The organism is Verrucomicrobiota bacterium, assembly GCA_016871675.1.
Taxonomy (GTDB): domain Bacteria; phylum Verrucomicrobiota; class Verrucomicrobiia; order Limisphaerales; family VHCN01; genus VHCN01.
Window position 1 is genome coordinate 1 of record VHCN01000041.1, and the last position, 20,226, is coordinate 20,226.

Genomic DNA, 20,226 nt, shown 5'->3' on the forward strand with positions numbered 1-20,226 from the left:
CCTTCTTCGCGCCGTGGCATTCGTAGCAGTGCTCGGCGAGCAGCGGGCGAACGCGCTTCTCGAAAAAGGCAATCCCTTCCGAGGAGTCAGCGGCCAGTCCTGTCGACGAAGTGGCGAGCGCGGCGAGCGCGATGGCGGCGGGCTTGAACCTTGCAATTCGGGAACGCGGCTTCACGGAAAGTCTAGTTCACTGACGCGGTCGCGCTTCGGCCATTCAAAGACACGCCTTTGGCGCGCGCGGCTTCACCAGTGCATCGCGAGGCCGCCGTCCACGCCGCGGCGTGGACGATGTGCTCCGCTGGACCGAGTTGCGGCTCGGCCGCTTGTGACCCGGCTTCGATGGTCTCGCGCTGCGTGACGTCCACAACGCAACCGGGTGCGGGGGCGTTTGTCGAAGAGCCGGGTTCACACGCAACGTCAGCAACGCTCGGCGATAAGTCCCCAAGTGCTGCTTTGCAGCCTTCGCTGATGAAGAGTTCCGCGATGGCGCGTCCGATGCCACTCGCGCCGCCGGTGATGATGACGACGTGGTTGGTGAGTTCGAGTTGCATCGGGAGCGCGGCTCGGCACGCCAACGTCGGGATCACCGATGCATGGTGGCGACGGCATCTCGACAATGGAATGTCGAGCTACGGTTCAACCGAACAGTGACAGGAGCGGCCGCCCTTCCTCGAGCAGGTTGTAGGGCCGGCCTTGGAAGTCGGTGGCCTCGAGGTTGGTGATGCCCATCGAGTGATAGACGGTCTTGGTGATGTCCTCGGGACCGACGGGGTTTTCCGCGGGATACGCCGCGTGCGCGTCGGTGCGGCCGTAGCTCTGTCCGCCGCGGATGCCGCCGCCGGCCATCACGACGCTCATGCAGGCGGTCCAATGGTCGCGCCCCGCGGCGCCCCGGCCACGCGTGCGCGGGTCGCCGACTTGCGGCTTGCGGCCCATCTCGCTGGTGACGAGAAGCAGCGTGGAGTCGAGCAGGCTGCGTTGGTGCAAGTCTTCGATGAGCGCCGAGAAGCCGCGGTCGAATTCGGGCAGCAGGTTTTCCTTGAGGCAACCGAAGTTGTTGCCGTGCGTGTCCCAGCCGCCGCCGCTGAGGCATTTTTTGGCGACGACTTCATCGTCCTCCGCCCAGAACACGGTGATGAACGGCACGCCCGCCTCGACTAGCCGCCGGGCCATCAGCAGGCCCATGCCGTTGATCGTCTTGCCGTAGCGCTCGATGGTCGCGGGTTTTTCGGCCGCGAGGTCGAACGCGCCCGCGGTGGCGGTCGAGGAGAGCAGAGCGAAGGCCTTTTCCTGCTGGCGCACGTAATTCTTCACCATCGCCTCGTGGTCGAGTTCGCGGCGCGCGGTGTTCACGGCGTCGAGCAATGAGCGGCGGTCTTTCATTCGCGCCGCGGTCATGCTGGCGTCGAGCGTGAGTGTGGGTGCGATGAAGCTGAGCGGCTGCTCGCGATTGCCGGTGACGAAGAATGGGTCGAACTCCATCCCGATGCGGCCGGCGAACTGGCCCGGTCGCGTGTAGGGCGCGCGGCTGGGCTTGAAGGGCAGGGTGATGACCTGCGGCAGCTTCTCGTGTGGCGGACGACGCGAGCCGATGACGCAGCCCATGTGCGGCCAGTCGGTGGGATACGGCCGGCGGTCGTTGCCTTGCTGGCGAAACGTGTCGTCGGGCGCGTGGCCGGTGAGGTTGTAGTAGTAGCCCGCGTGATGGTCGCCGGTCGCGCGACCGTAGTCGGTGACGCCGTGGACGAGCGCGAGGTGATGCGCCTGTTTCGCGGTCATCGGCAGGTGCTCGCAGATGCGCAACTCCGGCGCCGACGTGCGGATGGGCATGAACTCACCGCGATATTCGACGGGCGCGTCGGGCTTCATGTCCCACATGTCGATGTGTGACGCGCCACCGCAGAGGAAGAAGAGAATGGTGGACTTGGCCGGATTCTTGCGCGGCACGACCGGAGCCGACCCAAACGCTGAGCGCCCGAAGCTCAACCCCGTCAGTCCCGCCGTCGAAGCGGCAAGGAACGAGCGCCGGCTCAAGCCACGAGGGAACAGCGGTGGTTTCATCGTTTGGGATTCTGACGCCTCGGCGGGGAAAGTCCATCAATTGCAGCGGCGACGGCGGCAGGCCAAATCGAACTTTACTTCGGGAGTTTCGCGGCTATGGTTGGCGCGCAACAACATTTCAGCCTGTATGCGAAAGTCCTTCCTTCTCATCGCGCCTTTGGCCGCAGTCGCCCTCCTCACCGCCGGATGCGCGGGGGCCGAACGCAAACTGGGCCGCGGCTTCATGAACGCCAGCGAGATATTTCGTGGCGGGGAGATGATGCGGTCCATCGAGCAGACCGCCCTGTTTGAAGGGCCGGAAGTCGGCTACACGGTGGGACTGATGCGCGGTTTCAACCGCACGCTCATCCGCACGGCGCTGGGCTTCACCGAGATCATCACCTTCCCGATCCCGATGCCGACGTATGATCCGATTACGATCCCGACCAAGTGGATGCGCGATCCCTACACGCGGTTGCCGGTGGAGCCGTTCGGGGCGACGGCGGCTTACCCCGAGAATTTCCGGCCCGGGCTCATTGCGGACGCGGTGTTCGCGACGGACACCTACATCGGTTTCAGCGGCGGCGAGATTGCGCCGTTCATTCCGGGCAGCCGGTTCCGCGTGTTCGATCACTGATTCCGGCCACTTTCACGGCGCCGGCACAACGTGTCGGCGCCTTTTTGTTTCATGGCTCTCACGAGACTCTCGCACTGCAAGGTCAACCTGCTGCTGAACATTCTCGCGCGGCGGGACGACGGCTTTCATGAGCTCGAAACCGTGATGCAACCGGTGCAGCTGCACGACCAGCTTGAATTCGAGCGCGCGGCCCGGGGCATCCAACTCTCGTGCAATGATCCGTCGCTCCCCACCGATGCAAACAACCTGGTCCACCGTGCAGCACAGGCATTCCTGCGCGCGACGGGCATCCGGGATGGCGTGCGCGTTCACCTCGACAAGCGCATTCCAAAGGCTGCCGGACTCGGCGGCGGGAGCGGCGATGCCGCGACGGCGCTGCTGGGTTTGAATGAGCTGTTCGCGAATCCGCTGGACGGCGTAAAGCTCGCAGAACTCGCCGCAAGCCTCGGATCCGACGTGCCGTTCTTCCTCCAGTCCCGTCCCGCGCTCGGCACGGGACGCGGCGAGCGGGTCGAACCGCTGGAACCGTTCGCCGCATTTCGGGGGGTGTTCATCCTGCTGGTTCATCCCGGATTTGGGATCTCGACGCCGTGGGCTTACAAGCAACTTGCCCGCTTCCCCGAGGCAACCCACGGTCGCGCAGGCCGGGCGCAGCACCTGATTGCCCTGCTGGATTCCGGCGACCTCGCCGCCGCCGGGGCGGCGCTCTTCAACTCGCTCGAGATGCCCGCGCTTCACAAGTTCCCCGTGCTCGCGATGTATCAGGAGTCCTTCAAGGCACACGGTGCCGCCGCCGCGTTGATGAGCGGCAGCGGTTCCACCACGTTCGGGCTCGTGCGAAGCCGGGCTGCGGGTGAGGAATTGCTGTCGAAATTCCGCTCCAGGTTCGGAGCCACATGCTGGGCTGCGCTTGTGCCGCTCGATGGGAGGGAATCCTGACGTGTCGCGCGGCTCGCTTGTTCCGGTGGACCTGCGAGCGGCTTTGGGGGGACTTCAACACCTCATTGACGCGACGGTTGCCCTCCTCGATGTGCTGCGGGATGAGCACGGACTCCATGTTCTGAACGCGGCTTGAGATTCGCGTTCCATGGGCGCTCACCCGTTTGGCCACCAAGCAAACCGCGAGGAGGATCAGCCACCGTCCCTGACGCCTGCGGGAACCGGGCGCCGTTTGGAGCGGTCGCCGGTTGATTCCATCCGCGGCGACGCCAGGCGGGGAATTCACCGCGTGCAATCTTTGAACCGGAAGCAGCCCGCGCGCGCCGAGGATTATTGTCTTGGTGGCAACCGCCCGGCCGCTACCATTTGCGCGTGATTCACGTGGGAACCGGATATGACGTCCATCCGCTGGTGGCGGGCCGCAAGCTCGTGCTCGGCGGCGTTGATATCCCGCACCATTTGGGGCTCGACGGTCATTCGGACGCCGATGCGCTCATGCACGCGGTCTGCGACGCGGTGCTCGGCGCGATCGGCGAGGGAGACATCGGGCAATTCTTCCCGAACACCGACCCCCGATGGAAGGGCGCGGCGAGCCGCATCTTCCTCGAGGAGGCCGCGCGGCAGGTTGCGTTGCGCCACGGCCGGATCGTCAACGTGGACGCTTCCGTCATCGCCCAGCAACCCAAGCTGATGCCCCACATGCAAGGGATGAAGGCCAACATTGCCGCCGCACTCGGCATCGCGCCGGCCAAGGTCGGCGTGAAAGCCACGACGAACGAACGACTCGGCTTCATCGGCCGCGAGGAAGGCATCGCCGCGCTGGCTGTCGCGAGCGTCGATCTGCCGTGATGCCCTCGCCACGCCCGCTCCATTGCTCATCGCCCCCAACGCACCACTGTCATGGCTGTCAAAGGTGAAGTCGGCTGGACCCGCAGGACGCCCGAGGGCGCGAAGCTGAAAGTCATCGCCCGCCGATTCGGCGGCGACTGGCATTTCTATCACCAAGTCCAGCGCTTCGACGACTGGGAGCCCGTGAAGGACGCGCCCATCGAGGATTGGCTGGAGTTGCTCGACGCCGTCGAGCGCCGCATGCACCGCCGCAAGCACAGCCCCCAAGACGTCGCTCACGTCCGGCGCCGCCTGATCGAGAAGTTCCCCGAACACAAGTTCGACTGAGATGCCTGCCCCGCTCATCCTTGTCACCCCATGCCAGCACTCCAAAGGCGTCGAGTTCGCCGACGATTCGCTGAGCCTTTCGAACCGCTACACGCAGGCCATCGGCGACCACGGCGGACTTCCCCTCGTTCTTCCGCTCACCACCACACCCGCGCAGCTTGCCGACTGCGTGGCGCGCGCCGACGGCGTGCTGCTCACCGGCGGCGAGGACATCGAACTCCGGCATTACGCCACCGGACTCGACCCCAAAATCGCGGCAAAGCTCGGTCCGGTCGAGCCCCGGCGCGACGTGCTTGAGCTCGCGCTCGTCAACGAATCGTTCCGGCAACGCAAGCCCCTCCTGTGCATTTGCCGCGGACACCAGTTGCTGAATGTCGCGCTCGGCGGCACCCTCATCGTCGACATCCCGACCCAGGTTCCCGGCGCGCTCAGGCACAAGCAACTCGACCGCAAAATGGAGCCCGTGCACGACATCGCCGTCACGCCCGACTCGCAACTCGGCGCCCTCCTTGGCGAAACCTGCACCGGCGTCAACAGCACGCACCATCAAGCCGTGCACAAGCTTGCGGACGCGCTGCGCGTCACCGCCTCCAGCTCGGATGGAATCATCGAGGCGATGGAACTGAAGGATCCCGCGAAGCTGCCGTTCCTCGTCTCCGTGCAATTCCATCCGGAGCGCCTCTACGACCGCTGGCCGAAGTTTGCGACGTTGTTCCGCGCCTTTGTGAGCGCCTCGGCACGCGGAGGGTGAGAAGCCAGTGTTCAGTCCCGGTGTTCAGTCACGAGGCAACCCTCCCACGTGCCGCGACCAGTCTGAACATTGGACACTATCCGCCGACCTCCCGGAGCCGCCTACCCACGACGGCGTTGCTCGCCACCATCTCGTAGCTGTGCACCCCCGCGACCGGCTTTCGCCAGAATTCCCCGCCCGCGCTCTCGACGATCAAGCCACCCGCCGCGATGTCCCACAGCTTGATGCCGCGCTCCAGATACGCGTCGAACCGTCCGCACGCCACATAGCACAAGCCCAGCGCCGCCGCGCCCATCATCCGGATCTTGCGCACGCGATGGATCACGCGATTGAAGAAGGGCAGGCCGCGGCAGACCGTCGAGGTGCTCTTGGCAAAGCCCATCGAGAGGATGCACTCCCCGAGGTCGCGTCGCTGGCTCACGCGAATCGTCCGGCCGTTCAACCGCGCGAATTCGCCGCGCACGGCCGTGAAAAGCTCGTCCATGAACGGGTCGTAGACGACCCCGACAAGGGTGGCAAACGGGTCATGGGTCTTGCCGTGCGACGCGCGCCGGGGCGACTTGAAACCCGAAACCCGAAAGTCAGAACTCCGAGCTCTTTCCTGCAGCGCGATCGACACGCACGCATGGGGAATGCCGTGGGCGAAGTTCACCGTCCCATCGATCGGGTCCACCACCCATCGCAATGGTGCGGTCACGTCGCCGAGCACCCCCTCCTCTCCAAGCACGGCAATGTCCGGCCAGTCGCGTCGCAGCCGTCGCTCGATCAACCGCTGGCAGCGCACGTCCATCTCGAGCTTGATGTCGTGGCGCGTCGCCGTGTTGATGTGCTTCACGCGCGCGAGGTTCACCCGCATCAGCGCGCCCGCGCCTTTCGCCGCCGCGACCGCGCTCGTCATTGCCCGCTTGAGTTCCGTGGCAGTCATCCGGGCGGCGATGCAACAGGAATCCCCTTCATCCACCAAGCACATTCCGTCCTGCGCGCGGCTTCCTTTCGCGGCGCGGCGAAACGGCGCGCGCCCGGCTGCGACTGCAACCGCGGGCTCGATCCCCACACACCGGCGGAGACTCCCGACTGCTGGCGCAAGGAGTTCCGCGTCGCGGCCAGTGACGATGCCGAACTCGCCCCAACTTCACCCGGCCGTGCTTCCTCCGTGGCCGGCCCCGTGGTGCGCCGGCGCGTGTTTGCTGCCCAATTTCGCCCACACCGCCGGACTCAAGCACCGGCCGCTCACCGACGTGAACTGCGTCGCAGGCGGATTCGTGCTGCGACTGCTCGCGGGAATCTGGGTGCCCGGCGACACACCAACCGTCTGGAACGCGCTCTGCACGTACACGCTCGCGTTGCTCCTGGCCACCGCCCTGCGCCCCGTGCTCCTCGCTTGCACGCTGCCGTTCCTCGACTCGCTCATCAACTCAGCCGCCCCCGAGCCGATCGTCTGCTACGCGGCGATGCGCTGCAAACTCCCCACCATCGTCCGCGGACAGGCCGGGGAACCCGAGAAGATCGTGCTCAAGGACAAGGGAATCCAGGCCGGCCTCATCCTCCGGATGCTCTTCTACCTCGCCACCACGCACGGCGATGTGCGACTCTTCCGCTGACCGATGACCGCGCCCGCCACGCCCGCCAAGCCCGTCGTCGCCGTGTTTGATTTCGACGGCACGATCACCTGGGCCGATTCGTTCATCCCGTTTCTCCGTGAGGCGTGCGGCTTCGGGAAGTTCTGGTCCGGTGTTGTCGTGCTGTCGCCCGTGACGGTCGCGCACCTGTTGGGCCTCGTTTCCAACTCGCGCGCGAAGGAGGTTTTCATCCGGTTCTTTCTTGGTGGCTGGACACACGAGCAACTGGAAGCCGTGGCCGCGAAGTTCGCCACCGGGCCGCGGCTGGCAAACATGGTGAACCCTCTCGCGATGGACCGCCTAGCGTGGCACCTGCGCGAAGGCCACCGCGTCGTGTTGCTCAGCGCTTCGCCTGAGTTCTACCTGCGGCACTGGGCCGCGGGGCAGGGCATCGCCACGACATTGGGAACCCGGCTCGAATTCGCCGCGGGTCAGGCCACGGGCCGGATGTCCGGACTCAACTGCCACGGTCGCGAAAAAGTGAGCCGCCTCGAAGCCGAACTGGGGCCGCTCGACCGGTTTGAGATTCATGCCTACGGCGACAGCCGCGCGGATTTGCACTTGCTCGGCAAGATCCAGCATCCGCACTTTCGCTCCTTCGAAAGCGCCGCGAAGGGTTCCTGCAAACTCCGTGCGATGGTGAAGTTCCTTTGTGCGCTGAGCTGACTCCAGCGCAAGCCAGGCGGTTCGCCTGCGTCAAGCTGAACGCCGATACGCCTCCGCCAGCAGCGTAACCGGGTGGGCCACACGCAGGGGCAGCCGTTCCTTCTCCGCGCCGCTCACGATCTGCAACAGGCAGCCCGGGTTGCCCGTGGCGACGACGGTCGCGCGCGTCGATTTGAGGTGACGCATCTTGCGGTCAAGGAGTTCGCCGGCCATCGCGGGCTGCGTGATGTTGTAAATGCCCGCGCTGCCACAGCACCAGGTGGCCTCGGGCAACTCGACGAGCTTCACCCCCGGGATGGCCTTGAGGACCGCGCGCGGCTGCGCTGAAATCTTCTGCCCGTGGCAGAGGTGGCAGGACTCGTGGTAGGTCACGACGGTGTCAGATTCTGAATCCCGGGATACGGCAGCCGGAACCCGGAACTGGATCTGAACGAGCCACTCGTGAATGTCCTTCACTTTCGCGTCCCACTCGTGTGCGCGCGCCTCGTAAGCGCTGTCGCCCCGGAGCAGCTTCGCGTAATGCTTCAGGTGCGAACCACAGCCGCCGGCGTTGGTGATGATGGCGTCGAACTGCGACGGCGGAAACTGGTCAATGTTGTTTCGCGCGAGGCGCTGCGCGAGTTCCCATTCGCCGTTGTGGGCGTGGAGCGAGCCGCAGCAGTGCTGCTCCGCCGGGGTGAACACCTCGCAGCCGTTTCGCGCCAGCACCTCGGCCGTGTCGCGGTTCACGTCGCTGAAGATCAGGTCCTGCGCGCAGCCCGTGAGCAGGGCCACGCGAAATCTCTTCGCGCCCGTCGCGGGCGTGACTTCGGCGATGAGTTCGGATGAGAATCTGCCCTGAATGGCCGGCGTCATCGCCTCCAGCTCGCGAAGTCGCTTGGGCAGGAGCCGCAGCACGCCGCTGCGCCGCACAAAGGACTGCAGGCCGAGTTGCTGATACAGCCGCATCGCGACGCCGAGAATCTGCAGCCGGTTCAAGTCCATGAACAGCCACCGCAGCGTGAAGCCCCGGATGGCCGAGCGCCGGGGCGAATCGAGCGCGCCGCCCAGCTCGGCCTCGGCGCGCGCGTGCTCGAAGAGTTCAGCGTAGTTCACGCCCGCCGGGCAGGCCGTCATGCACGCGAGGCAGCCGAGGCAGAAATACATTTCGTCCGCGAAGGCCCTTGTGGGTTCGAGCTTCCCGTCCGCGATGGCCCGCATCAGCGCGATGCGGCCGCGGGGCGAGTTCCGCTCGAGTTTCGTCGCGTCGTAAGTCGGGCACGTCGGCAGGCACAACCCGCAGTGCATGCACTGCTGCACGACGGAGTAGTCGAGGTCCTTCAAGTGTGAGTGCGGGGTGTTCATTCCCGTCGGCGCGCGCGACGTGCGCGGACTGTAGGCCGGCCACCAAAGGTGGAAAAGCAAAAGGTCGCCGGGCGGCCCGCCCTGGCTCCTCGTCGGGCGTTCCTCCCCGGCCGATTTGAGCATTGAGCTTTGCGGCTCTTCCCGGACACTTGGGCCGTGGACGTCCTGCAGTCGCTCGATGCCGGGTTGTTTCGCTTCATCAACCTGAAGCTCGCGAATCCATGGTTCGACTGGCTCATGCCCGCGCTGAGCTGGCACTGGCTGTTTCCCCCCGCGGTCGCCGCGCTCGCGCTCGGGATGATCTGGAAAGCCGGTCGCCGCGGACGCCTTTGCGTGCTGTTGATCGTCATCGTTGTCGCGCTCGGCGATGGGCTGGTGGTCAACACGCTCAAGAAAGTCACGGCCCGGCCGCGCCCCTTCATCGCGCACGAGGATGCGCGTGTGATCATCGGCAGGGGCGGCAGTTACAGCATGCCCTCGGGCCACACCGCGAACTGGTTCGCAGCGGCGATGGTCGCGTTCATCTTCTACCGACGCAGTGGCCGCTTCATGTTTCCGGTCGCGGCGATCGTCGGCTTCTCGCGGGTCTACAACGGGGTTCACTACCCGTCAGATGTGCTGGCAGGCGCCATTCTCGGCGCGGGCTATGGTGCGCTTGCCGTGTGGCTGGCGGACGGCGCGTGGCGGAAGATCGGCTCGCGGTGGTTTCCAATCTGGTGGCAGACGATGCCGTCGGTTTTCAACCCCGACGCAGCCGTTCCGCCGCCGGCGGATCCACCGGCGCAACCCACAATGGACGCGCACTGGCTGCGGCTCGGGTTCATACTCATCGCGACCCTGTGTGTGGCCCGCATCGGATACCTTGCCGCCGGTCGCATCGAATTGAGCGAGGACGAAGCCTATCAGTGGCTGTGGTCGAAGCATCTCGATCTCGCCTACTTCAGCAAGCCCCCGGGCATCGCGGTCGCGCAACGATTCGGCTGCGCACTGTGGGGCGACAGTGAGTTCGGCGTGCGCTTTCTCTCACCGTGCATTGCGGCGCTGCTCGGCGTGCTCCTGCTCCGGTTCCTCGCCCGCGAAGTGAGCGCGGTCGCAGGTGTCCTCTTCGTTCTCGCGGTCACCGCGACGCCCCTGCTCGCGGTGGGTTCCACGCTCATGACCATCGACGCGCTCTCGGTTCTGTTTTGGACCGCATCCATGCTTGCCGGCTGGCGCGCAGTCCGCGATGGCGCGACTCGCGCGTGGTGCTGGGCCGGCTTCTGGGCCGGTTGCGGCTTCCTCTGCAAGGCGACCGCGTTGTTTCAACTTGTGAGCTTTGCCCTTGTCCTCGTCGCATCGAAGTCAACCCTCGCAACGCTTCGCAAGCCCGGCCCGTGGCTTGCGGCGGGCCTCGTCGCGCTCTCGTCGGTTCCCGTCCTCGTTTGGAACGCCCGACACGATTGGGCGACAGCGCACCACTTGCAAAGCCGCGCCGGACTCGAGGGCGCGTGGAAGCCCACGTTGAACTTTCTCCAGGATTTTCTTGTCGCCGAGTTCCTATTGCTCAACCCGGTGTTCTTCATCCTCGTGGTTGGGGCATTGGTGGCCTCAATCCGGGCGTTCCTTCTGACGCGTCCCAAGCGTGATGCGTCCGAGGGAGGCGTCTCGCTGCGGTTGTATCTGTTCTGCATGGGGGCTCCGCTGTTCATCGGTTACCTCGTGTGGACCTTGCGCGCGAGGGTCCAGCCCAATTGGATTGCGCCCGCGGTCATTCCGTTGATGGCGCTCGCGCTGATCCATTGGCTCGACCGATGGCGTGTCGGAAACCGCGCTGTGCGCCCCTGGTTCGCCGCGGGGATCGCGTTTGGACTGGTCGCGACAGTCTTGCTCCACGAGACAGGCCTCGCGGCAAAGGTCGCCGGGGTCGCGGTCCCGCCCAAGCTCGACCCACTGGTGCGCGTGCGCGGTTGGCGGGCATTGTCGGTCGCGATTGACGCCGAGCGGATGAAACTGTCCGCCGAGGGCAAGCCCGTGTTTCTGATTGGCAGCCACTACGGGATCACGAGTCTGCTGAACTTTTATGTTCCCGGTGCGCGGCCGTTGGCAGCGCAGGGCGACTTGCAGGCGTTTTATCCCACCAGCGAGCACGCGGAAAACCAGTTTCATTTCTGGACCGGTTACCGCCGGAAGCCGGCCGGCGCCAGTGCCATCTACGTGCTTCCGCTCAAGCGCGATTCCGCGCCGCAGGCGCCACCGGAGCGGATCCTTCGAGAGTTCGGCTCCGTGACGCACCTCGGCATGGTTCACTCCGAGCACAAAGGCGTCATCATTCACACCGCGCAACTTTTCGTCTGCCGCGACCTGAAGCCATGAGTTCGCGCGCGACCTTCTTCGGCGTTTGCGATTACGACCTCTCGGCGACTCTCTCCTCGGGACAGGCGTTCCGCTGGTGCGAACGCGGCGGCGCGTGGGATGGCGTCGTCGCCGCGCGCTTCGTCAAACTCCTCCAGGTCGCCGGGGGCATCCGCGCCGAGACCCCAGCGCCGCAACACGACTGGCGCTGGCTCGCGGACTACCTTCAAGTCGGGGCCGATTATGGCGGCATCATTGCCACGTTCCCGCGCGACCGGCCGATGCAAGCCGCGCTCGAGGCCTGCCGCGGACTGCGATTGCTCCGGCAGGACCCGTGGGAATGCCTCGCCTCCTTCATCTGCTCCTCGACCAAGCAAATCGTGCAAATCCAGGAAATCGTCGGACTGCTCTGCCAGCGGTTTGGCGAACCGGTCGAGTCCGATGGCGAACCGCGCTTTGCATTTCCGTCCGCAGAACAAATCGCGCGCGGGACGGAGACACGGCTCCGCGCGTGCAAGATGGGATTCCGCGCGCCCAACCTGCTCGCGACCGCCCGGCGGGTGGCCTCGGGAGAAACACGTCTGGATCAACTTGGCGCCATGCCATGCGCCGAAGCGCGCTCCGCGTTGATGGAGCTTCCCGGTGTCGGGCCGAAGATCGCGGACTGCGTATTGCTCTTCGCCTACGGGTTTCAGCAGGCGTTTCCTGTGGACGTCTGGGTGCGGCGGGCGCTTTGCCACCTGTATTTCCGTGGCCGCCACGTGTCCGTGGCGCGCCTCACGCGGTTTGCCGCGTCGCACTTCGGCGCGTGGGGCGGCTATGCGCAGCAATACCTGTTTCATCACGCGCGGACGACATCGCGGGCAGCGGCGCAACGCGCACGAAAGCCTTGAAGCGCGGTCGCCCGTCAGAAAAACTGGCCCCGCTGTATGCGCCACATCGAAGTGCTGTTCACGCCCGCCGAGTTCGAGGCGCTCGCACATCGGGACTTGTCGTCCGCGACGTGCGTTGTGTTCGACGTGCTGCGCGCGACCACTTCCATCCTCACCGCAATTCAAAACGGCGCGGACGCGGTCATTCCGGTCTCCGACATCACCGAAGCCGTCGCATGGAGCAAGCGCCGGCCGGACGTGTTGCTCGCCGGGGAACGCGACGGCTTGCGCATCACCGCAGCCCTCTCGGGCGGAACGGACTTTGACTTCGGGAACTCTCCGCGTGAATTCACACCCGGGGCGGTGGCGGGGCGGACCCTCGTGATGACCACCACCAACGGCACGCGGGCGTTGCGGGCGTGCCTCGGAGCGGCTCACATCATCGTGGCGGGATTTGTCAACCTCGGCCCCGTGGCGAACTGGCTTGTGCGCGCCAATCCCGGGCGGTTGTTCATCGTGTGCAGCGGCACGGGCGAGGCGGCGGCGCTGGAGGATTGCCTCGCTGCCGGCGCGCTCGTGGCCGCCATGCCGAAGCCCGGCGCGGCGACGTGCATGAGCGATTCGGCGCACATGGCGCGGGAGCTTTTTTGCGCAGTCCGCGGCGACTTGCCCGGCGCGGTATCGATGGCCCGGAATGCGAGGCGTCTCCTCGGGAATCCGGAACTGCGGGAGGACGTGGCCATTTGCCTCCGCCGCGATGTCGTCGGGGTTGTGGCCGGGCTCGACCCGGAGGGCGCGGTGCGACGGCTTGTTTTGCCTGCGGGCGGGGACGACGAACCAGACGGCGGCGTTGCCTCAACGGCGGCGCTTTGATTTCACACGGGCGCTGCTCCGGTGTTTCGCGGGCTTTGCGGTCGCGCGGCGTTTCGGGAGAGGACGGCGCTTCGCCAGCGGACGCATCGGTGGCTTGCGGGACGTGGGAGGCTTTGATGCCTTCTTCGGCTTGGGCTTGGGCCGGCCGTGACGATACCATTTCCAGATCAGTCGAAAGGCATCCGCGAAGTCACGCGGGCGCTCCGCCATCCAGCGATCGACATCCTCGGCGCGAAAGAACGAGGCAAACTCGACTTCGGCCGGGTTGATTCGGAACGGCCCGTCGTGCAGCAGCGTGTAGACCCACACAAATTCCTGCCCCGTCTCGACGCAGGCGTCCACCTTGAACAGCCGCTGAGGCGCGCGCTTCGGGACAACGCCAATTTCCTCGTGAAGTTCGCGCAGGGCGCACGGATCGTAAGTCTCGCCCGTGCCGAGGTGTCCCGAGGCCGAGGAATCCCACGCGCCCGGAAAGGTGTCCTTGTGGTGCGACCGTTTCTGCAAGTAGAGGTGACCCTTGGCGTTGAAAACCAGCACGTGCACGGCGCGGTGCATCAGCCCAAGCCGGTGCACGTCCGCCCGAAACCGTCGGCCGACGACGTGGTCGTGCTTGTTGACGACGTCAAAAACCTCAGGCCTCATGCGGCGACTTCGTTGGGTGCAGGGCGCGCGCCAGCGCGATGAAGCGCCCGAGCGGGACGGCTTCTGCGCGGGTCCGCAGGTCGATTCCAGCGATGGCGAATGCCGGTTCGAGAGCGGCGGCCGGCCATTCACAAGTGAGGAGCTTGAACATCATCTTGCGTCGCTGCGAGAAGGCGCGCTTCACCACGCGCTCGAACGTCCTGCTCTCGGCTGCGGGCAGGAGAGTTTCGCTTCGCCGGACCAAGGTCAAGCACGCCGAGTCCACGTCGGGCTCGGGAAAGAAACAGGTCCGGGGTATCTGGAACGAACTCCGCGCCTCGAAGCGGAGCTGAAGCAGGAGCGTGAGCACGCCGTATGCCTTGGTGCCGGGCTCCGCGGTGGCACGCTTCACGACTTCGTGCTGGAGCGTCACCGCCATCAGGTCGGGCGGGTGGCTGGCTTTCGCAAGTTCCACGAGGATTGGCGACGCCACGGAGTAGGGGAGGTTGGCCACGAGTTTCCAGCCGGACCAGTCCCGCGACTTGCGCTTGAGGAAATCCAGCGCGTCATCGCGCCTCAATTCGAATCGTCCCGCCGGCGCGGCGCCGCCAGGCGGCTCTGCCGGCTGCGGTTGCCCGCGCGAATTGGGTGGTGGAAAGCGTCCGATGTTTCGGGCAAGGCGTCCGCGCAGGAGTTCGCAAAGCCGCTCATCGATCTCGATCGCAAACACCGCCGCGCGCCGCGCCAGCAGCAGTGCGGTGAGCGGACCCAGTCCCGGCCCGATCTCGAAGACGCGGTCGCCGGCCTGGACGCCTGCGGCGTCAAGGATCCGTTCGAGCTGGTTCGTGTCGTGCAGAAAATTCTGCCCGAGCGATTTCGTGAGCATGAGGCCCCGGCCGGCGAGCAACTGGCGCATGTCTGAGAGTGTCATGACTCGGGCAGGCACGACTGCAGCGCCGCCACTGCGGCCTTGAGCTGAGCCGCCTTGATCGTGAGCGGCGGGGTGAAACTCACCACGTTCGAATGCCCGCCCTCGGGCAGCAGGATGAAACCGCGTCGGAGCATCGACTTCACAATGCCGAGTGCCTCGGCGGTGGCCGGTGTGCCGTCCGGGCGTGTGAGTTCGAGGCCGGCCATCAATCCAATGCCGCGCGCGCGACAGATGACTTTGGATTTCGGATTCTGGACCTTGGACAATGCCGCCCGCAACCAGGCACCGAGCCGCCTGCTCCGCGTGACGAGCTTGAGCCCGCGAATCTCGGCAATGGTCGCCAGCGCCATCGCGCAGCCAACGGGATGGCCGAGGAATGTGCTCGTGTGAATCGCCTCGCCCGTCGACGCCGGCCACGCGGCATCCATCAGGTCGGCCCGTCCCACACATGCCGAGAGCGGAAAGCCGCCGGTCAGCGCCTTGCCGAGGCAGATCATGTCGGGCGCGACGCGTTCGCGCTCGCAGGCGAACCAGTGTCCGGTCCGGCCGAAGCCCGTCAGTATCTCGTCGGCGACGAGCAACGTCCCGTGCGCGTGGCAAAGGCGCCGGAGCATCGCCAGGAACCCCATCGGCGGCACTCGAATCCCGCCGCGACCTTGCACGGGTTCGACAAGCACGGCGCCGACGCTGCGCGTCCGAAGTTCCCGCTCCAGCGACCGTTTCGTTGCCGCGAGTTCCGAGGTCGTCCCGGGGAATGGGACGAAACGTCCGAACATCCCGAGTTGCGATTCGAACGCACCGCGAAAGTGCGGGCGATGCGTCGCGTTGAGCGCGCCGTAGCCGAGGCCATGATACGCCCCCTGAAACGCCACGATTCCGCGCCGGCCTGTCGCGAGCATCGCCGTCTTGAGCGCAGCTTCCACTGCCTCGAAGCCCGAGTTGCAGAAAATGGACTTCCCGCGGTCTGCCGGGACCTTGAACTTTGCCCGCGCCCATCGCCCGAAAGTCATGCGGCTCAGTTCACGGGCCAGTTCCGCCTTGAGCCGGTGCGGATGCACATCGCCCATCGCGTGCAGCAGCGTCTCCATCTGGCGTCGCGCCGCGCCGACGACGCGCGGGTTGGCGTGACCCGCCGAGGCCACGCCGAAGGCGGCCGTGAGATCCAGATACTTCCGGCCTTCGGCGTCCCTCACATGAACGCCCTGCGCGCGTTGCCAGACGATTGGCCACGAGCCATCGTCCTCGATGAAGGTGACGTTTCGCGATTCGTAATCGCGCAGCAGGGTGAGCGTCGTGGCTGTCATGTCATGCGCTTCATGTCGTGGTCGCGCTCATCGTCGGTTCCAACCCCGGGACTGTTCATCCTCCAACCTCGATCTCACACGCCTCTCCGGTCCGGCGGCCAGATGGCCTTGTGAAGTTGCAGTTGAAATCGCACGGGCAGGGCATCGGCAATGATCCTCTCCACTAGCCCCGCCCGCGTGAGCGGCGTTTGTCCGGCCGGAACCGGCCGGAGCGATTTGTCCTGTTGATGCGATGCGAGCGGCGCGACCCATGAGAAGAGCAGGGGACACTTCAGCGCGAGGTGATGCTCCGCCATCTGCCGCTTCGCCCACGCGTAGTCTTCCACGGTGCCGATGACGAACTTGATCTCGTCTGTCGCGCGCAGGAGCGCGAGGTTTTCCCATCGGTTGCGGTCGCACTCGCCGCTGCTCGGGCACTTGAGGTCCATGATGCGGCGCACCCGGTCGTCCACCTGGGAGATGTCGAGCGCGCCGCTTGTTTCAAGAAGCACGGTGAAGCCGTCATCGCAGAGCGCCTTCATCAGCGGAATGGAGTTCGGCTGGAGCAAGGGCTCGCCGCCGGTGAGTTCGACGAGCGGCGTGCGATGACTCCCGACCGATCCGGCGAAGGGCCGGGCGAGTTCGCGGACGCGCGCGAGCACGTCGGCGACCGCGAGCTTTTTCCCCTCCGTGAACGCGTAGGCCGTGTCGCAATACGAGCAGCGCAGGTTGCACGCCGTGAGCCGCACGAAGACGCATGGCAATCCGGCAAACGTGCTCTCGCCTTGCACGCTCGCGTAGATTTCGTTGATGACCAGCATCTCTGACACCGCAGCGAAGGTAGTCGCCCGTGGAGAATCGCGAAAGGCCGAAAGCCCTCGCGAATGCAGCTGCCGATGTTCTGCAAGTTCGCGAGATGCGGCGACCGCGACCGGGCTCAGCGCCCGCAGCAGTGCTTGAACTTCTTCCCGCTGTTGCAAGGGCAAGGGTCGTTGCGGCCGACCTTCGGGCCGGTGCGGATGGGCCGGGCCTTCTCGGCTTCCGCCGCGACTGCGGCCTCGCTGACGACGTCGGAGGCTTTCTGCTGGTCCGCCTGGCCGGTCGGGCCGAACGCGCTGGTTTCCTGATGGCTCGTGACCTGCGGGATGTTGCGGAGGAAATTCTCGAACGCCATGAGCGACGAGGCGCTGCGGAAGATGTTGTGGCAGATCTCGGACTTGATGCTGACCATGAGGTCGTCGAAGACCTTGCTCGCCTCGATCTTGTATTCGATGAGCGGGTCGCGCTGGCCGTAGCCGCGCAAGCCGATGCTGTGGCGGAGGCCGTCCATCGCGTAGAGGTGTTCCTGCCACAACTTGTCCACGGCGCTGAGGATCGTGTAGCGCTCGATGCTTTTGAGTTGTTCGGCGTCCTCAAACCCGATCTTCAACTCGTAGGCGTCGCGAACGGCCTTGGCGATGAAGGTGCAGATCGCAAACTGCCCGGCCGTGAGCCCGTCGTAGAGCGACCCGGTCAGGGGAAGTTCCGAGGCCTTGTCGGCGGTCTCCGTGATTTGCTGCTCGGTCATCGGGATCGGGAACGTGAGCCCGACCCAGTCGGAGAGGCCGCGGATGTTCCACTCATGTGGGTCCACCTCGGCGTTCGTGAACTGGGCGACCTTGTCCAGCACGACCTCCTCCATGATGTCCATGAGCCGGTCGCGCACGTCGTGGCCGAGGATGATCTCGTTGCGGAAGCCGTAGATGACTTCGCGCTGCTTGTTCATCACGTCGTCGTATTCGAGCGTGCGCTTGCGGGCCTGGAAGTTGTGCTGTTCGACGCGCTTTTGGGCAGTCTGGATGGAGCGGTTGAGGAGCGGGTGCTCGAGCTCCTGGCCTTCCTCCTGCCCGAGCCGCTCCATGACCTTGCCAATGCGGTCGGAGCCGAAGAGCCGCATCAGGTCGTCCTCCAGCGAGAGGAAGAAATGCGACGAGCCGGGGTCGCCCTGGCGCGCGCAACGGCCGCGGAGCTGGCGGTCGATGCGGCGCGACTCGTGCCGTTCGGTGGCGAGCACGTGCAAGCCGCCGAGTTCTGCAATGCCGGGACCGAGTTTGATGTCGGTGCCGCGGCCGGCCATGTTCGTGGCGATGGTCACGCTGCCGCGCTGGCCCGCGCGCGAGACGATCTCGGCTTCCTGCTGGTGATACTTCGCGTTGAGGACGGAGTGGATGATGCCGGCCTTTTTCAGCATCTTGGACAGCAACTCGCTGACCTCGACGGAAATGGTGCCGACAAGAATCGGTCGGCCCTCAGAGTGGATGCGCTGGATTTCGCCAGTGACGGCCTCGTATTTCTCGCGCTTGGTCTTGTAGACGGAATCGTTCCGGTCGGTGCGCGCGACGGGGCGGTTTGTCGGGATGACGAGGCAGCCGAGCTTGTAGATGTCGAGGAACTCCTGCGCCTCGGTCTCGGCGGTGCCCGTCATGCCCGCGAGTTTGTGGTAGAGGCGGAAGTAATTCTGGATCGTGATCGTGGCCAGCGTCTGCGTTTCTCGCTCGATCTCGACGCCTTCCTTGGCCTCGACCGCCTGGTGCAGTCCGTCGCTCCAGCGCCGGCCGGTCATGAGGCGGCCGGTGTGCTCGTCCACGATGATGACCTTGTTTTCGAGCACGACGTATTGCACTTCGCGCTCGTAGAGGCAGTAGGCCTTGAGGAGCTGGCTGATGGTGTGGATTTTCTCGGCCTTCACCTCGAAGTCCGCCTGCACCTTGGCCTTCGCCTCCATGCGCTTGCGCGCGTCGGCCTCGGGGCCGTGATCGATCTCGTGGAAGGCCATGATGATGTCCGGCATCACGAAGCCGTCCGGGTCGCTCGGTGAAAGGAATTTCCGCCCTTTCTCGGTCAGGTCCGCCTCGTGGCTCTTCTCCTCGATGGCGAAGAACAGCTCCTCCTTTTGCGCGTAGAGCTCGACCTTCTTCTGGTCGGCGTGGAGTTCGAGCTCATACTTGTTCATGAGCTTGAGGTTCTCGGGGTCTTCGAGCAGCCGCAGGAGCCCGTGAGACTTCGGCTGGCCGGTCTTCACGCGGAAAAGCAGCATTCCCAACTCGCGCTCGAGCGCTTCGGGATTCGCCGGCGGCGGCCCGTCCTCGGGGCGGAGGCGTTTCACGATTTTCGCGGCGTCGTCGAGCACCCTGTCGCACAGCCGGACCTGCGCGCGCACGAGCGATTCGATGGCGGGCTTGAGCTCGTCGTAATTCTTGTTGTCCGCGGCCGCGACCGCGGGCCCGCTGATGATGAGCGGGGTGCGTGCTTCGTCGATGAGGATCGAGTCCACCTCGTCCACGATGGCGAAGTGGTGGCCGCGCTGCACCTGCTCCTCAAGACTTGTGGCCATGCCGTTGTCGCGCAGGTAGTCGAAGCCGAACTCGGCATTCGTGCCGTAGGTGATGTCGCAGTGGTATTGCTCGCGCCGGACACTCGGCGACTGGTCGTGCAGGATGCAGCCGACCGTGAGGCCAAGGAACTTGTAGACGGCCCCCATCCACTCGCTGTCGCGCGCGGCAAGATAGTCGTTCACGGTCACGACATGCACGCCGCGGCCCGACAGGGCGTTGAGGAAGACCGGCAGCGTGGCGACGAGCGTCTTGCCCTCGCCCGTGGCCATTTCGGAGATCGTTCCCCGGTGCAGCGCCATGCCGCCGATGAGCTGCACGTCGAACGGCACCATCTCCCACTTGAGCGGATGGCCGCGCACCGGCACTTCCGTCCCGCACAGCCGCCGGCAGGTGTTCTTCACGACGGCAAACGCTTCGGGCAGGATTTCATCGAGCCGCCGGGCGAGCTCGGCGTCGTCCTTGATTTGCGACAGTTCGGCCTTCCAGGCAGCGGTCTTCTCGCGCAACACGTCTGCCGGGAGCGGCTGCAGCGTGAGCTCGATTTCGTTGATCTGCCGCACGACCGGACGCATCCGCTTGACCTCGCGGTCGTTCTTCGAGCCGATGATTTTTCTGAAGATGAAGCCGAGCATTTCTAAAAAACAGTCGGGGGAAGCTACGGGAACGAGGGGGGGGCGTCAAAGTGTATATTGGAGCGGGGCGCGGCGGGACAGGCTCGCGGAAGCACCGTGTTTTCCGAAGGATATGCTTTGCGCGGCTCAACCTCCCG

19 protein-coding genes are annotated in these 20,226 nt (G+C 65.5%); 10 read left to right on the forward strand and 9 right to left on the reverse strand.

What is annotated here, in order from left to right; genetic code table 11:
• Positions 1-182 precede the first annotated feature (182 nt).
• Positions 183-551, reverse strand: coding sequence for an SDR family NAD(P)-dependent oxidoreductase (locus FJ386_09845; GenBank protein ID MBM3877006.1), 369 nt, complete (start codon positions 549-551; stop codon positions 183-185).
• Positions 552-636: 85 nt separating this feature from the next.
• Entirely contained in the window at positions 637-2,061 is a 1,425-nt protein-coding gene (locus tag FJ386_09850; protein MBM3877007.1) for a DUF1501 domain-containing protein, read from the reverse strand.
• Here FJ386_09850 and FJ386_09855 point away from each other — a divergent pair.
• From FJ386_09855 to FJ386_09875, 5 genes are all read left to right on the forward strand, one after another.
• Entirely contained in the window at positions 1,916-2,677 is a 762-nt protein-coding gene (locus FJ386_09855) for an exosortase system-associated protein, TIGR04073 family (protein ID MBM3877008.1), read from the forward strand. The two genes, FJ386_09850 and FJ386_09855, sit on opposite strands and share 146 nt — an antisense overlap.
• Before the next feature lie 51 nt (positions 2,678-2,728).
• Positions 2,729-3,616 (forward strand): 4-(cytidine 5'-diphospho)-2-C-methyl-D-erythritol kinase, encoded by an 888-nt coding sequence (ispE, locus tag FJ386_09860; GenBank protein MBM3877009.1) that lies wholly within the window; start codon positions 2,729-2,731, stop codon positions 3,614-3,616.
• 372 nt (positions 3,617-3,988) lie between these two features.
• The gene (locus FJ386_09865) at positions 3,989-4,465 is read left to right on the forward strand and encodes a 2-C-methyl-D-erythritol 2,4-cyclodiphosphate synthase (protein MBM3877010.1); all 477 of its coding nucleotides are present in this window, start codon (positions 3,989-3,991) and stop codon (positions 4,463-4,465) included.
• A gap of 51 nt (positions 4,466-4,516) precedes the next feature.
• On the forward strand, positions 4,517-4,792 hold the full coding sequence (locus tag FJ386_09870) for an NADP-dependent isocitrate dehydrogenase (protein ID MBM3877011.1): 276 nt from the start codon (positions 4,517-4,519) through the stop codon (positions 4,790-4,792).
• A gap of 1 nt (position 4,793) precedes the next feature.
• A complete protein-coding gene (locus FJ386_09875) occupies positions 4,794-5,543 on the forward strand; it encodes a gamma-glutamyl-gamma-aminobutyrate hydrolase family protein (GenBank protein ID MBM3877012.1) in 750 nt (249 codons plus the stop codon).
• Positions 5,544-5,619: 76 nt separating this feature from the next.
• Here the strand turns inward: FJ386_09875 and FJ386_09880 are convergent, their stop codons facing one another.
• Entirely contained in the window at positions 5,620-6,468 is an 849-nt protein-coding gene (locus FJ386_09880) for an inositol monophosphatase (protein MBM3877013.1), read from the reverse strand.
• 217 nt (positions 6,469-6,685) lie between these two features.
• On the opposite strand from FJ386_09880, the gene FJ386_09885 reads away from it, so the two are divergent.
• The gene (locus FJ386_09885; GenBank protein MBM3877014.1) at positions 6,686-7,144 is read left to right on the forward strand and encodes a hypothetical protein; all 459 of its coding nucleotides are present in this window, start codon (positions 6,686-6,688) and stop codon (positions 7,142-7,144) included.
• A 3-nt stretch (positions 7,145-7,147) separates the two neighbouring features.
• The gene (locus tag FJ386_09890) at positions 7,148-7,828 is read left to right on the forward strand and encodes an HAD-IB family hydrolase (GenBank protein ID MBM3877015.1); all 681 of its coding nucleotides are present in this window, start codon (positions 7,148-7,150) and stop codon (positions 7,826-7,828) included.
• A 30-nt stretch (positions 7,829-7,858) separates the two neighbouring features.
• Here FJ386_09890 and FJ386_09895 read toward each other — a convergent pair whose 3' ends face one another.
• Positions 7,859-9,115 carry a (Fe-S)-binding protein gene (locus FJ386_09895; protein MBM3877016.1) on the reverse strand — a complete coding sequence of 419 codons (1,257 nt, stop codon included), beginning with the start codon at positions 9,113-9,115 and terminating at the stop codon, positions 7,859-7,861.
• Between the two features lie 213 nt (positions 9,116-9,328).
• Between FJ386_09895 and FJ386_09900 the strand changes: the two genes are divergently transcribed.
• From FJ386_09900 to FJ386_09910, 3 genes are read left to right on the forward strand one after another with little or no spacing between them, the layout of a single operon-like run.
• Positions 9,329-11,524 (forward strand): phosphatase PAP2 family protein, encoded by a 2,196-nt coding sequence (locus tag FJ386_09900; GenBank protein MBM3877017.1) that lies wholly within the window; start codon positions 9,329-9,331, stop codon positions 11,522-11,524.
• Positions 11,521-12,396: a DNA-3-methyladenine glycosylase 2 gene (locus FJ386_09905; protein MBM3877018.1), complete on the forward strand. Its 876-nt coding sequence runs from the start codon at positions 11,521-11,523 to the stop codon at positions 12,394-12,396. The genes FJ386_09900 and FJ386_09905 overlap by 4 nt, the downstream gene beginning before the upstream one ends.
• Before the next feature lie 36 nt (positions 12,397-12,432).
• Positions 12,433-13,248, forward strand: coding sequence for a 2-phosphosulfolactate phosphatase (locus FJ386_09910; protein MBM3877019.1), 816 nt, complete (start codon positions 12,433-12,435; stop codon positions 13,246-13,248).
• On the opposite strand, the gene FJ386_09915 is transcribed toward FJ386_09910, so the two are convergent.
• From FJ386_09915 to secA, 5 genes are all read right to left on the reverse strand, one after another.
• Entirely contained in the window at positions 13,231-13,890 is a 660-nt protein-coding gene (locus FJ386_09915) for an NUDIX domain-containing protein (protein MBM3877020.1), read from the reverse strand. The genes FJ386_09910 and FJ386_09915 overlap by 18 nt on opposite strands.
• Positions 13,880-14,800, reverse strand: coding sequence for a ribosomal RNA small subunit methyltransferase A (rsmA, locus tag FJ386_09920; protein MBM3877021.1), 921 nt, complete (start codon positions 14,798-14,800; stop codon positions 13,880-13,882). The genes FJ386_09915 and rsmA overlap by 11 nt, the downstream gene beginning before the upstream one ends.
• Positions 14,797-16,104 carry an aspartate aminotransferase family protein gene (locus FJ386_09925; GenBank protein ID MBM3877022.1) on the reverse strand — a complete coding sequence of 436 codons (1,308 nt, stop codon included), beginning with the start codon at positions 16,102-16,104 and terminating at the stop codon, positions 14,797-14,799. The genes rsmA and FJ386_09925 overlap by 4 nt, the downstream gene beginning before the upstream one ends.
• A gap of 74 nt (positions 16,105-16,178) precedes the next feature.
• Positions 16,179-16,904: a radical SAM protein gene (locus FJ386_09930; protein MBM3877023.1), complete on the reverse strand. Its 726-nt coding sequence runs from the start codon at positions 16,902-16,904 to the stop codon at positions 16,179-16,181.
• Positions 16,905-17,020: 116 nt separating this feature from the next.
• On the reverse strand, positions 17,021-20,089 hold the full coding sequence (gene secA / locus FJ386_09935; GenBank protein MBM3877024.1) for a preprotein translocase subunit SecA: 3,069 nt from the start codon (positions 20,087-20,089) through the stop codon (positions 17,021-17,023).
• Between the last annotated feature and the right edge of the window lie 137 nt (positions 20,090-20,226).

Excerpts from the sequence above, each read along its gene's own strand:
- FJ386_09845 (MBM3877006.1), bottom strand. The coding sequence starts at position 551 with ATGCAACTCGAACTCACCAACCACGTCGTCATCATCACCGGCGGCGCG.
- FJ386_09855 (MBM3877008.1), top strand. The coding sequence starts at position 1,916 with ATGGTGGACTTGGCCGGATTCTTGCGCGGCACGACCGGAGCCGACCCA.
- FJ386_09850 (MBM3877007.1), bottom strand. The coding sequence starts at position 2,061 with ATGAAACCACCGCTGTTCCCTCGTGGCTTGAGCCGGCGCTCGTTCCTT.
- ispE (MBM3877009.1), top strand. The coding sequence starts at position 2,729 with ATGGCTCTCACGAGACTCTCGCACTGCAAGGTCAACCTGCTGCTGAAC.
- FJ386_09870 (MBM3877011.1), top strand. The coding sequence starts at position 4,517 with ATGGCTGTCAAAGGTGAAGTCGGCTGGACCCGCAGGACGCCCGAGGGC.
- FJ386_09875 (MBM3877012.1), top strand. The coding sequence starts at position 4,794 with ATGCCTGCCCCGCTCATCCTTGTCACCCCATGCCAGCACTCCAAAGGC.
- FJ386_09880 (MBM3877013.1), bottom strand. The coding sequence starts at position 6,468 with ATGACTGCCACGGAACTCAAGCGGGCAATGACGAGCGCGGTCGCGGCG.
- FJ386_09890 (MBM3877015.1), top strand. The coding sequence starts at position 7,148 with ATGACCGCGCCCGCCACGCCCGCCAAGCCCGTCGTCGCCGTGTTTGAT.
- FJ386_09895 (MBM3877016.1), bottom strand. The coding sequence starts at position 9,115 with ATGCACTGCGGGTTGTGCCTGCCGACGTGCCCGACTTACGACGCGACG.
- FJ386_09905 (MBM3877018.1), top strand. The coding sequence starts at position 11,521 with ATGAGTTCGCGCGCGACCTTCTTCGGCGTTTGCGATTACGACCTCTCG.
- FJ386_09910 (MBM3877019.1), top strand. The coding sequence starts at position 12,433 with ATGCGCCACATCGAAGTGCTGTTCACGCCCGCCGAGTTCGAGGCGCTC.
- FJ386_09915 (MBM3877020.1), bottom strand. The coding sequence starts at position 13,890 with ATGAGGCCTGAGGTTTTTGACGTCGTCAACAAGCACGACCACGTCGTC.
- rsmA (MBM3877021.1), bottom strand. The coding sequence starts at position 14,800 with ATGACACTCTCAGACATGCGCCAGTTGCTCGCCGGCCGGGGCCTCATG.
- FJ386_09925 (MBM3877022.1), bottom strand. The coding sequence starts at position 16,104 with ATGACAGCCACGACGCTCACCCTGCTGCGCGATTACGAATCGCGAAAC.
- FJ386_09930 (MBM3877023.1), bottom strand. The coding sequence starts at position 16,904 with ATGCTGGTCATCAACGAAATCTACGCGAGCGTGCAAGGCGAGAGCACG.
- secA (MBM3877024.1), bottom strand. The coding sequence starts at position 20,089 with ATGCTCGGCTTCATCTTCAGAAAAATCATCGGCTCGAAGAACGACCGC.